Here is a 12165-nt window from a genome sequence, read left to right as displayed (position 1 = left end):
AAAGCTGAACAGATCATCGGCATAGGCTTCCTGATGCGAACGGATGTTCTCGTTCAGGTAGAACAGGCCAACGACGCCGGTGAGGCTGCCGCTATCCCACTTCAGCTGCACTTCCTGGCTGAACTGGCGTTGATTGATGCCAACGAACACATCGCCCAATTCCACTTCGGTCGCATCGATATCGATGAACAGATCGGGATCGAGCTTGCGCCAGCTGGTGATACTGGAAAGGGTGATGGCATCCGAAAGCGACCAGTTGGCGGTGACGTTGACGCCCCAATGATCCAGCCGCTGGCCTTGATTGCCGCGGAAGCTGGTGGACGCCTTGAAATCATAGGCACCATAGGGCGCCGCCGGCACCAGTGTGCGCGCACCGGCGGGGAACAGGCTGGTTTGCGTCAGCGGCGCGGTGGCATAGCCCAGGGTGAGCGCGTTGCGCTGGCGGTTGTAATCGCCAGAAACCAGGATTTCGAGCGCATCGGTGGGCTTGGCGCGCACGATGCCACGGAATGTCAGGCTGTCGCGATCATTATACTCGCGGCCGGTGCGCGGATCCGTAACCAGCCCATCGCGCTTGTCGTATTGGCCGGCCAGGCTGAGCGCCAACCTGTCACCGACCAGCGGCGCCGAGACATAGCCGTTCAAGATGATCTGATTGTAGCTGCCATACAGCGCCGAGCCGGCGGCCTTGAATGTGTTCAGGTCGGGCTTGCGGCTGACGATGGAAATCGCACCGCCGGTGGTGTTCTTGCCATAAAGCGTGCCCTGCGGGCCGCGCAGCACTTCGATGCGCTCCACGTCGAAAAGGTTCAACAGCGCACCCTGGATGCGGGAGAGATAAACGCCATCCACATAGACGCCAACCGCCGGATCGAAGGTTTGCAGCGCATCAGGCTGGCCGATGCCGCGGATGAAGATATTGGCGCTGGCCGCCGAACCGCGGCCCTGCACCAGATTGAGGTTGGGCGCGGCGGCCTGCAGGCCGGACAGATCAACTGCCTGATATTTCTGCAGATCAGCCTGGCTGAACGCAGTGACGGCCACCGGCACGTCGATCAGCCGTTCATCGCGGCGGCGGGCCGAAACGACGATTTCGGCATCGTTCACCACGGCGTCGCCAGCGGCGGCAGTTTGGGCAGCAGCTGGCAGGCTGGCAAGCAAGCCAGCCGTAGCCAGCAGAGCGAGGCGGAAATTCGGGCGGATGTTGGCAGCGATCATGTGCATTCTCCCCACAGCGGGCGCCTGTTTGGCGCCGGTCTTGCGTGACTGATGCTGATGCAATACTGAAACCTGAACCATGATTCAACTCTTGAAACAGCAGAGTGCGCTTGACCGGTGATCTGGGATGGGATTGGAACAACGGTGTGACCGCGACGCCACAGACTTCGGCCAAGACGCCGCGCACCGAAAGGGGCCGGAAAACACTGCGCCTGATCCTGGACGCGGCCGCAGAGGAATTCGGCATACGCGGCTATCACGAGGGCAGTATCGCCCGCATTGCCCAGCGCGCCGGCGTCGCCATCGGCAGTTTTTACACCTATTTCGATTCAAAGGAGGCGGTGTTCCGCGCCCTTGTCGCCGACATGAGCCGGCAGGTGCGCGAACATGTTGTGCCCTGCATCCTGGCGGCGCCTGATCGGCTGGCGGGCGAACGCGCTGGCCTGGCCGCCTATCTGGATTTCGTGCGCACCCACAAGGCGCTGTATCGCATTATCGATGAAAGCGCCTTCGTGGCCGAAGATGCCTATCGCCGCCACTATGTCGATGTCGCCGATGGCTATGCCGTATCGCTGCAACAGGCGTTCGGGCGCGGTGAGATTCGGGGCGGGATTTCGGATGGCGACTGGCAGGTGCGGGCCTGGGCCATCATGGGCATGAACGTGTTTCTGGGCCTGAAGTTTGGCGTGTGGGACGACAGCCGCCCAGTGGAAGAAATCGCCGCAGCCGCGCACGCCCTGATCGCCGACGGGCTGTCCCCGCCGCGCTGAAATGTCCGACCGCGCTTTTTCGCCGCCGCGCCCTTGAACATTACACGAATGTAATTATCTCCCGTTCAGCCGGCACCGGTCGCGTCCTTTTTCCCCCCAAGGACCCGGACACTGCCGGGTCGCAGGCGCTCTCCCCACCTTGGGGCGCCCGCGACTGCCGGCACCAAAGGCCAGCTGGTCGGCGGCGCGTCAGCCGTGCCGGTCAGCCCGGTCCACCACGCCGGCCACAGCCATCGCCACGGCAAAGCCCAGCAAGGCCAGTGCGCCCATGCCCGCTGGCGGCAGCGGTTCACCGGGCAAAGCATTGATCAGCGCGAGCACCAACGCTGCGCCAAACCAGCCGATCGCTGGCCGCGCCGCCAAGCCGGCTTTTCCGCGCGCTGCCACCCACAGGCACATGGCCAGGCCGAGCAGGCCGAGTTCCACCAGCATTTCCAGCGCCGGCAGGTTCCACAGGCTCAGGCCCAGCTTTGGGCCGGTGAAACCCAGCGGCAGATCGGGCCGGTGCACCAGCAAATCGGCCAGCCAGTGCGAGAACACCACCACGCCGATCAGCCAGCCTGCCCTTCCCCACAACCGCACCGCCAACAGCCCGGCCAGCAGCGACCACAGCAATGCCGCCGGCAGGCTGTGACTGTAGGGCATGAATTCCAGCACGAGCGGCGAGCCGGGCAACGACGGATCGAGACGGAGCCGCTCCACCCCGGCAATCACCAGGATGCCCCACACAATATCAACAAGTTGCGCCGCGCCGACACAGGCCCAGAACGGCAATTGCGGTCGCATCGCCTTGGCCACCACCGATGCCGCGAAATGCCCGATGAACATCAGCGCTTGGCCTTGAACGGCCAATCGGTCACGCCGCCGGCCCACAGCGCCCACCACACGATCACCGGCTGGGCCAGCAGACGCGGCACGTGATAGCCCATGCCCGCCACTTGCCCGCCCAGCGCGATGCCTTCCAGGGCATGTTTGATGTTGGCCGGGAAAACGCACACCGCATAGGCTGCCAGCCCCCAGGCCGCAGCAACCCGCAGGCGCGGCAGCATCAGGCCGATGGCGCCGGCGATTTCCGCGACGCCGGTGGCCAGCACCACTTCGCGCGGGAACGGTACCCATGCGGGCATGATCGGCAAAAAGCCTTCCGGGCTTTTCAGATGGACATAGCCGACAAAGCCATAGGCCAGCGCCAGCACCAGCCGGGCCAGCCGCCGCGTGAGACTATCAGGCTTCACCGGGTATCCTGTGGCGCTCGTTCACCGACCGGCCGCATCCCGGGCCAGCGCTGCCGCCAGATCAGCGTCGCGCTGCAATCGGCTGTCACCCATGGTCTGCAGCATCAGAACCACGCCGAACTGGCGCACGCTGTCGGCCATGAACAAGGTGCCGGCGGCACCGCCCCAGCCATAGGCATCGACCGCGCTGCCAGCCCAACCCGCTCTGCTGCGGCTGCCGCCGGCGCGCGTATCGAACAGGGTCACCCGCCCACCAGCGCCAAAGCCATTTTCCGTGTCAAAGAACACGCCAGGCGGCATCAGATTGCTGGTCGCCAGTCGGGCCGTGCCGCGCGGCAGGATGGTGCGGCCATCAAATTCGCCTTCGTTCAGCACCATCTGGGCAAAGCGGGCATAATCGCGCGCCGAACCAACGAGGCCGCCGCCGCCCGACAGCAGGCGCGGCCGCGTAGTATATCCATCCTTTTCCAGCATCGAAATCGGGATGGGCTTGTCGAGCACCTTGGTGGTGCCCGGCGCCGTCCACAGATAATTCGCGGCCAGGCGGCCCTTGTCCTTGGCCCAGAAACCGGTGTCCTTCATGCCCAGCGGGCCCAATATCTGCTGCTCCAGCACCTTGTCGAAGCTCATGCCGGTCAGCCGTTCCAGCAGTGCGCCGGCAACATCGAGGCTGATCGAATATTTCCACGCCGTGCCCGGATCCAGCGCCAGCGGCAGGCCCGCCAACGCGGTGGCCATCACCTGCAGATCAGGCAAGGCGCCATCGCCGGGCTGCAGGAAGGCCGGCACGCTGCCGGGCTGGATGCCCAGCCGCTTATATTCCTTCTCCAACGGGCCATTGCCGTTGATCGTGTACGAAAACCCTGCCGTGTGGGTAAGCAGGTGGCGCACGGTGATCGGGCGCGCTGCGGCACGCGATTCGAGGCTCTTGTCCGGATCGACCAGCACCTTCATGTCGCGGAATTCCGGCATGATATCGGCGATCGGCTGGTCCAGCTTCAATTCGCCGGTGGCAATGCGCTGCATGATGGCCATCGCCGTGATCGGTTTTGTCATCGAATAGATGCGCCACAACGTGTCGGGCGTGGCCTTCTCGCTGCCGCCGAACGCCGTCACCCCGGCCGACAGGAATATCGGCTTGTGCCGGCCCGGCTCCACCAACGCCACCACCGCACCGGGCACGCTGCCTTTGGCGACATAGGCATCGATCAACGCTTGCACCGCATCATGGCGCAGCGGCGCCGGGCGACGCATCGACAGCTGCGCCGCCGCCGGCCCCCCAGTCCCTACCCCTGCAGCTGCAAGCGCCACAGCCGACAGCATCTGGCGGCGATCAAAAGCAAGCATCATTCAAACTCCTTCCAACAGCCGCGCCGCCTGGGCGCGGGCTTCGGGCGTCACATCGGCACCTGACAGCATGCGGGCAATCTCTTCCTGACGGGCGTCGCCGTCAAGCTGGGCAAGCCGGGTGCGGGTGATGCCCGCGTCCACGGTTTTTTCGATGCGCCATTGCGTGTGGCCACGCGCGGCCACCTGCGGGCTGTGGGTGACCACCAGCACCTGGGCTTCATCGGCCAGCCGCGCCAGCCGATCGCCAATGGCCGATGCCACCGCGCCGCCCACGCCGCGATCAATCTCGTCAAAGATCATGGTGCCGGCACTGCCCGCGCTGGCCAGCGCCACTTTCAGCGCCAGGATGAACCGAGAAAGCTCTCCGCCCGACGCAATCTTGATCAGCGGCGCAAAATCGGCGCCGGGGTTGGTGGCGATTTCATACTCGGCCCGCTCCTGCCCTTCCGGGCCCCATTCGCTGGCAGGCAACGGCGTAATGCGTGTCCGAAACCGGGCCGTATCCAGTTTGAGCGGCTTCAGTTCCGCCGCCACGGCCGCATCCAGCCGAACGGCAGCCTTGGCCCGCGCCGCGCTCAAGCCTACAGCCGCACGGCCATAGGCCGCCTCGGCCGCCTTCACCGCCGCATCAAGGGCCACCAGCCCTTCCACGCCAGCCACCAGTGCATCGGCACGGGCCTTCAGCGCGGCGGCCAGATCCGGCAGGGCTTCGGCCTCCACCTTGTGCTTGCGGGCAACCCCGCGCAGCTCAAACAGGCGGCTTTCGACCTGCTCCAGCCGGGCCGGATCGGCATCCAGCGCATCGCCGGCTTCGGCCAGACGGGTTTCCGCTTCGCCGGCTTCAACCAGCGCCCGGTCAAGCGCTTCCAGCGCCGCGGTGAGCAAGGGATGTTCGGTTGAAATCCGGTCAAGCCGGCGCGCACCCTGGCCCAAAGCGGCACTGCCCTGGCCGAACAGGTCGGAAATGGTCGTCAGATCGTCGGCCAACCGCGCGCCCTTCTGCATGGCGGCCCGGGCCAGCGCCAGTTCGGCTTCCTCCCCGGGTTGGGCATCCAGCGCCTCAAGTTCGGCCACGGCATGATCCAGCCACTCGCGATCGCGCTGGTCGGCGGCCAAGCGCTCCCGTGCAGCTTCGGCCACCGCACTGGCCTCCCGCCAGGCCGACCAGGCAGCGCCAGTGGCGGCCAGCGGCGCCGATAGCCCGCCAAACTGATCGAGCAAGGCGCGGTGCCCCTTGGGGCTGAGCAGCCCGCGTTCGTCATGCTGGCCGTGGATTTCGACAAGACACCCGCCCAACTCGCGCAGCAGGGCCGCCGATACCGGCTGATCGTTGACAAAGGCGCGGCTGCCGCCGTCCGCCTTCAACTGGCGGCGCAGGATGATCGCGCCGTCTGCATCCAGATCATTGTCGGCCAGCAGAGCGCGGGCCGGATGATCAGCTGCCACTGAAAATTCGGCCACCACGCGCGCCATATCGGTGCCGGCCCGCACCAGCGACGCATCCGCCCGGCTGCCAAGCACCAGGCCCAACGCATCCAGCAGGATCGACTTGCCGGCCCCGGTCTCGCCGGTGAGCACGGCAAGCCCAGGCCCACGAGGACTGGGCGTGAACTCGATGGCCAGCGCTTCGATGAGCACGACATTCTGAATGGCAAGCGCGGTGAGCACGAGCCCCTGTTAGCCCATCGCACGGCAACCATGCGAGAGGCATTTTCACAGGCGCAAACAGCGCCAATCCGCCATTCGCGCTTGCACTTGGGCCAGAATCGAATATAGCCGCGTCCTTCTTCGTCAATCCGGGGTGTCTTGCCCGGCAATTTGCCATGGTAATCGCCAGTGCAAATCCAGGCTTGGGTTCTCCCGCCGGTTGATGGATCAAGAAACGATTTCAGATTGATGGATACAGGTGCCTCATGGCCGTTCCCAAGCGCAAGACTTCGCCTTCCCGCCGCAACATGCGTCGTAGCCACCACGCGTTGACCGCGACCCCGTTTCAGGAATGCCCGAATTGCGGCGAACTGAAGCTGCCGCACAACCTGTGCGGTGCCTGCGGTTTCTATAACGGCCGCGAAGTCGTCGCCGTCGAAGCCTGATCCTGGCACCCGGCAGGCTCGCCCGGTTCATATGACAGGCACGCCAAACCGGGATCCGGTCATTGCGCTTGATGTGATGAGCGGCGAAGCTGGCGCCGCCGAAGCCGTTGCTGCGGCTGATATCGCCGCCGAACGCTATCCGCGGCTGAGCTTCCTGCTGTTCGGCCACCAGACTGTAATCGCTGCAGAATTGGCGCGCTGGCCGCGGCTTGCAGCGCGCACCCAGATCATCCACAGCGATGATGTGGTCGCCATGGGCGACAAGCCCAGCCAAGCCCTGCGCCGCGCCCGCACCACTTCGATGGGCATGGCCATTGATGCCGTCAAGCAAGGCAAGGCCAATGCGGCCGTATCGGCCGGCAACACAGGTGCCCTGATGGCGATGTCGCTATTTTCGCTGCGCACGATGCCCGGCATTGATCGCCCGGCGCTGGCAGCCGTGCTGCCCACCCTGAAATCCGAATCGGTGATGCTCGATCTGGGCGCCAACACCGAATGCGATGCCACCAACCTCGTCCAGTTCGCCGTGATGGGCGCGGCCTTTGCGCGCACCGTACTGGGGCTGGAACGCCCGCGCGTCGCCCTGCTCAACATCGGCGAGGAAGAGCTGAAAGGCACCGGCGAGATTCGCGCCGCCGCCACCGTGCTGAAGGGCGCGCGTCTGCCGATGCAATTCCTTGGCTTTGTCGAAGGCGACAAGATCGGTTCCGGCGATGTCGATGTGGTGGTAACCGATGGCTTTTCCGGCAACATCGCACTGAAGACCGCCGAAGGCACCAGCCGTTTGGTCACTGGCCTGCTCGGCAATGCCTTCCGTTCGACGATCTGGGGCAAACTGGGCTATTTCATCGCCCGCGGCGCGCTTGAATCGCTGCGCGCCCATCTCGATCCCAACGCCCACAATGGCGCGGTATTCCTGGGCCTGAACGGTATCGTGGTCAAAAGCCACGGCGGCGCCAACGCCCGCGGCCTCGCCAATGCCATCGGCGTCGCCCATGATCTGGTCATCGACGATGTCAGCCGCCGCATCCGCGACGATCTCGCCGGCGTGAACATGGCGCTGGCCACCGCAGCCGAGCCCGACGCAGCATGACCAAGCGCCGCTCTGTCATCACCGGCACGGGCAGCTATCTGCCGCAAACCGTGCTGAGCAACGTGGATCTGGCCGCCCGGCTCGACACGTCGGATGAATGGATCATCGAACGCACCGGCATCCGCCGTCGCCACATCGCGGCCGAAGGCGAGTTCACCTCTGATCTGGCGGTTGCTGCTGCCAGACGGGCGCTGGACGCCGCCGGGAAGACGCCGGATGAAATCGATCTGATCATCGTGGCCACCGCCACTCCAGATCAGACCTTCCCGGCCGTGGCCACGGTGGTGCAGCACAAGCTCGGCATGATGCACGGTGTGGCTTTCGACGTGGCCGCAGTCTGTTCGGGCTTTCTTTATGCCCTCACCGTGGCGGATTCGCTGCTGGCCACCGGCGCCCACAATCGCGCGCTGGTGATTGGTGCTGAAACCTTCAGCCATATTCTTGATTGGGAAGACCGCACCACAGCTGTGCTGTTCGGCGATGGCGCTGGCGCGATCGTGCTGGAAGCGCAGCAGCAACCCGGTGACAACGCCAGCGATCGCGGCGTCATCGCCTGCCGCCTGCACAGCGACGGGCGGTACAATGATCTGCTTTATGTCGATGGCGGGCCAGGCTCAACCGGCACCACCGGCAAACTCAGGATGAAGGGCAAGGAAGTGTTCCGGCACGCCGTTGTCAATCTTTCCAGTGTGATGGGCGAAGTTCTTGAGGCTGCGTCTCTGAAGCCGTCGGATGTCGCCTGGGTAGTGCCGCATCAGGCCAACCTGCGTATCCTCGAAGCCACCGCCAAGAAGCTGAACCTGTCGCCCGATCAGGTGGTGGTGACGGTGGATCAACATGCCAACACGTCCGCCGCCTCGGTGCCGCTGGCGCTGGACACGGCGGTGCGCGATGGCCGCATCCAGCCCGGCGATCTGCTGCTGCTGGAAGCCATGGGCGGCGGTTTTACCTGGGGCGCCGCGGCCGTCCGCTGGTAGCCAAATTGCCCCCGGAATCTGGGGTGCGACAATAGGTGTAGCGAATCACGAAAAATCGCGTAAAATCACGCGATAACAGGGCACGCTTGCCGTTTTGTCTCACCACTAATTTCAACCGCTGTCGGGCAGGCAGCAAATGGGGGGAAGTCATGGCCACTACCGCATCTGCAGGGAGCGTGACACGCGCTGATCTGGCCGACTCGGTTCATCGCGAAATCGGTCTGTCGCGAACCGAATCGGCACAACTGGTCGAGCAGGTGCTGGACCGGATCAGCGAAGCGCTGGTTGCCGGCGGCAACGTCAAGATTTCCAGCTTCGGCAGTTTTGTTTTGCGCAGCAAAGGCTTGCGCGTCGGCCGCAACCCCAAGACCGGGGTGGAAGTGCCGATCGAACCGCGCACCGTGCTCACCTTCCGGCCTAGCCAGCTGCTGCGCGAAGCCATCAACAAGTAAGGACTGAGGCGGCCAGAGAAATGGACAGAACGTGACCGACAAATCCGATACAGCGTTCCGCACCATTTCCGAAGCCGCCGACGAGATTGGCGTGCCGGCGCACGTGCTGCGTTTCTGGGAAACCCGATTCACGCAGCTGCAACCGCTCAAGCGCGCCGGCGGGCGCCGTTACTACCGCCCTGTCGACATGACATTGCTGCGCCAGATCAAGGCCCTGCTGCATGATGATGGCATGACCATCCGTGGTGCGCAGCTGGCCCTGGCCGGCAAGGGCGTTGCTGCCAAGGACATTTCGAACGACGCCGCCCCGGCGCCGGTTCCGGCAACGGTGCAGCCGGCCGCTGCCATGGATCGTCAGCGCCTGATGGCCATTCGCGACTCGCTCGTCGCCGCGCTTGCGGCCTGATCGGCTGCCAGTGCGTTGCATTGCCCTGTTCAGTGTGAAAGGCGGGGTCGGCAAGACCGCGCTTTCCGTCAACCTTGCCCATGCCGCCGCCACCGTATCGGGGCGGCGCACCTTGCTATGGGATCTGGATGCACAAGGTGCCGCCAGCTGGTTGCTCAAAATTGAACCGCGCGCCGGCGCCAAGGCGCGCAAGGGGCTGGCCGAAGCCGATCTGGCCGATCTGGTGCAGCCCACCGCATTCCCTAATCTCGACGTGCTCGCCGCTGATCGCTCGCTGCGCCGGCTGGAGGCTGATCTTGCCACGGAAGGTGAAAAGAGGCTGAAGAAGGCGCTGAAATCGCTGGAAGATCGCTATGACAGGATCATCCTCGATTGCCCGCCTGGGCTCACCGAACTGGCTGATCAATTGTTCCGCGCTGCCGATCTGGTGGTGGTGCCGCTGATCCCCTCGCCGCTGTCGACCCGCGCCCTGGTGCAGCTGACGGAGCATCTGGGCAGCGAGATGAAATCGCCGCCGCCGGTGATGCCGGTGTTTTCCATGGCCGATCGCCGCAAGGGCCTGCATCGCGAAGCCATGGCCGCTCACCCGGATTGGCCGGTGATCCCCTATGCCGCCGCCGTCGAAGCGATGACCGCCACGCGCACGCCGCTGCTGGCTGGCCGCAGCAGCCCGGCGGCCACGGCCATCGCCGGCCTGTGGACCGCGATCGAGCGTCGGCTGACCGCCTAGACCGTCAGCGACATGCCGCGATAGATGCGGCTGCGATAACGGCTGTCCTCCGCATCCGGCAGCGGCGCCCCGGCCAACAACACGGCCCGGGCAAAGCGGCGCACTTCTTCCTCGTGCTCGGCAGCGTTGCGCGGTTCTTCCGAACGCACACGGCGGGTGAGGTTGATCTGGTTCACCGCCACTTCGTGCACCAGCCGCTCATTCTCCACCGCAATGGTCGCGGTGAACGCATGCAACGTTGTCTTGACGAAATTGGCCAGTGCAAAGGCGCCCTTGGCCCCCTCACCCATCGGCACATCCGGCGACACCAGCACCAGTTGGCATTCGTCAAACAGCGACACCTTGCGGGCAATGCGGAAATGGTGGGTCAGATTATGCTCGACCACATCGGCAAAACCCTCGCCGTCGAGCGGGCTTTCCGCATCGAACAACTGGTCGGGCAGCGGCTTCAGCGGGGTTGAAACGATCGTGGTGGGATGGCCCCAGGCCGCCAGCGCCTGATCCATCGCTGCTTCGATATCGCCATCGATCACCTGCGTTTCGACGCGGTCACCGTTCTGGCCGATATGGGCCTTGATGGCTTGGGCACCGGCCACACTGGCGGTGATCAGCACCACCCGCGCCACATCGCAATCAAGGAAGCCATTGGCCGCAGCACCGAGATAGTCCGCCAGATGCTCGCCGATCAGCCACACCGTCTTGCCGCCCATCATGGCCAGCCGCTCGGCCTTGGGGCTGCCGAACAATTCGCGTTCGGTGGCCGATCGTTCGACGTTGAGCCCGCCCGACGGCATGAACGTTTCGCCCGACACGGCGCGATCAGCGAGGAAGAACACCGTGGCCTGCGCCACTTCGGTTTCGGTTGGCATCTTGCCGAGGTGGAGTTGGGAAAGGACGCCGCCGCGCACCTTGGCGGCTTCGCGGCCGATCTGGGCCAGCGGCAGCCAGGGCAAATCGTCTGGCGGCACGCGCAGCAGCCAGTCGTTTGCATCGCGGCTCTGCCAATCGGTGCCGATCAGCCAACCGCCCAGGCGCAACCGCTTCAGCAGCTTGGCGGCCAGCGGCGGCGTCAGGATGAAACGATCCCAGCAGCAAACTTCGTCGCCTTCACGGGCGCAGGCCAGGGCGAGATCGCGGATGGGCTGCGGGTTGGAGCGGTCGTGGCTCAACTGCACGCTGTCGTTGCGGGCGAGGCGCGACAGCAATTGCGCCACCGACGCGCCGCCACGCACCGATTTGATAATGGCGGCGTGGACGGCATTGAGGCGCTTGTTCTCCAGAATGAGCCGCCCGCGCCGCTCGAACAGGCCGGGCTTGCCGCCCAGACCGGCAAGGCGATCCCCGTCCACCGGACCAGGCGCGATGGCATTGATCTGGATTTCCGGGCCAAGGTGACGGGCCATGGATTCGACCATGGCGCGCTGGCCGGATTTCGACACGGCATAATCGGTGCGATTGGGGTAGGATACCGCCAGATATTTTTCGCCGCCGAAATAGCTGGAAACATTGAGGATATAGCCCGAACCCTGTTGGCGCATCATCGGCACCACCATGTGCATCAGCGCATAGTTGGAAATCAGATTGGCAAACTGGGTGTGGCGGAAATTGTCCACCCCCATGTCCACCGCCATCTCTTCCGCGCCCGACACGCCAGCGTTGTTGATCAGATAATCGATGCGGCCAAAGGCGCGCACCGTCTCGTCAACGGCATGGCGCAGCGATTTCATGTCGGCGACATCGATGCCGGCCAGCGTGCGCACGCGGCGCTCCACGCCGGCAAAGCCAATGTCCTGCAATTCGCCCACGATGCGTTCGCGCGCGGCATCCAGTTCGGATTCGCG

Annotated in this window: 13 protein-coding genes; 7 read left to right on the top strand and 6 right to left on the bottom strand. The window is 64.8% G+C overall.

From position 1 onward, the window contains the following. Window positions 1-1218, bottom strand: a 1218-nt coding sequence (locus RMO81_RS00520; RefSeq protein ID WP_310473768.1) for a TonB-dependent receptor plug domain-containing protein, incomplete at its 3' end; no start/stop codon positions are given. Between the two features lie 146 nt (window positions 1219-1364). Between RMO81_RS00520 and RMO81_RS00515 the strand changes: the two genes are divergently transcribed. Next, window positions 1365-1988: a TetR/AcrR family transcriptional regulator gene (locus tag RMO81_RS00515; protein ID WP_310473769.1), complete on the top strand. Its 624-nt coding sequence runs from the start codon at window positions 1365-1367 to the stop codon at window positions 1986-1988. A gap of 189 nt (window positions 1989-2177) precedes the next feature. Here the strand turns inward: RMO81_RS00515 and RMO81_RS00510 are convergent, their stop codons facing one another. Genes RMO81_RS00510 through recN form a run of 4 tightly spaced genes read right to left on the bottom strand, consistent with a single transcriptional unit; the run spans window position 2178 to window position 6241 of the window. Then, window positions 2178-2816: a hypothetical protein gene (locus RMO81_RS00510; protein ID WP_310473767.1), complete on the bottom strand. Its 639-nt coding sequence runs from the start codon at window positions 2814-2816 to the stop codon at window positions 2178-2180. Further along, entirely contained in the window at window positions 2816-3223 is a 408-nt protein-coding gene (locus RMO81_RS00505) for a DoxX family protein (RefSeq protein WP_310473766.1), read from the bottom strand. Before RMO81_RS00505 ends, RMO81_RS00510 begins: the two co-directional genes overlap by 1 nt. A gap of 21 nt (window positions 3224-3244) precedes the next feature. Next, window positions 3245-4573 (bottom strand): serine hydrolase domain-containing protein, encoded by a 1329-nt coding sequence (locus tag RMO81_RS00500; RefSeq protein ID WP_310473765.1) that lies wholly within the window; start codon window positions 4571-4573, stop codon window positions 3245-3247. Continuing rightward, on the bottom strand, window positions 4574-6241 hold the full coding sequence (gene recN / locus RMO81_RS00495; RefSeq protein WP_310473764.1) for a DNA repair protein RecN: 1668 nt from the start codon (window positions 6239-6241) through the stop codon (window positions 4574-4576). It lies immediately after the preceding gene. A 245-nt stretch (window positions 6242-6486) separates the two neighbouring features. Here recN and rpmF point away from each other — a divergent pair, with 245 nt between their 5' ends. From rpmF to RMO81_RS00465, 6 genes are all read left to right on the top strand, one after another. After that, window positions 6487-6666, top strand: coding sequence for a 50S ribosomal protein L32 (gene rpmF, locus RMO81_RS00490; protein WP_310473763.1), 180 nt, complete (start codon window positions 6487-6489; stop codon window positions 6664-6666). Between the two features lie 31 nt (window positions 6667-6697). Next, on the top strand, window positions 6698-7759 hold the full coding sequence (gene plsX / locus RMO81_RS00485) for a phosphate acyltransferase PlsX (protein ID WP_310473762.1): 1062 nt from the start codon (window positions 6698-6700) through the stop codon (window positions 7757-7759). After that, a complete protein-coding gene (locus RMO81_RS00480; protein ID WP_310473761.1) occupies window positions 7756-8736 on the top strand; it encodes a beta-ketoacyl-ACP synthase III in 981 nt (326 codons plus the stop codon). The genes plsX and RMO81_RS00480 overlap by 4 nt, the downstream gene beginning before the upstream one ends. 149 nt (window positions 8737-8885) lie before the next feature. After that, window positions 8886-9188, top strand: a complete 303-nt coding sequence (locus tag RMO81_RS00475; RefSeq protein WP_017667578.1) for an integration host factor subunit alpha — start codon at window positions 8886-8888, stop codon at window positions 9186-9188. A 31-nt stretch (window positions 9189-9219) separates the two neighbouring features. Beyond that, complete coding sequence (locus RMO81_RS00470; RefSeq protein WP_310473760.1) at window positions 9220-9594, top strand: MerR family transcriptional regulator; 375 nt, start codon at window positions 9220-9222, stop codon at window positions 9592-9594. 10 nt (window positions 9595-9604) lie between these two features. After that, the gene (locus tag RMO81_RS00465) at window positions 9605-10324 is read left to right on the top strand and encodes an AAA family ATPase (RefSeq protein WP_310473759.1); all 720 of its coding nucleotides are present in this window, start codon (window positions 9605-9607) and stop codon (window positions 10322-10324) included. On the opposite strand, the gene RMO81_RS00460 is transcribed toward RMO81_RS00465, so the two are convergent. Continuing rightward, window positions 10321-12165 (bottom strand): SDR family NAD(P)-dependent oxidoreductase (locus RMO81_RS00460; RefSeq protein ID WP_310473758.1); only part of this gene is annotated, 1845 nt, incomplete at its 5' end. The genes RMO81_RS00465 and RMO81_RS00460 overlap by 4 nt on opposite strands.

Origin of the sequence: Sandarakinorhabdus sp. (genome assembly GCF_031422795.1) — a bacterium.
Lineage (GTDB): Bacteria > Pseudomonadota > Alphaproteobacteria > Sphingomonadales > Sphingomonadaceae > Sandarakinorhabdus.
Note: the sequence above shows the minus strand (reverse complement) of the source record. Positions and strands in the feature narration are given on the sequence as shown.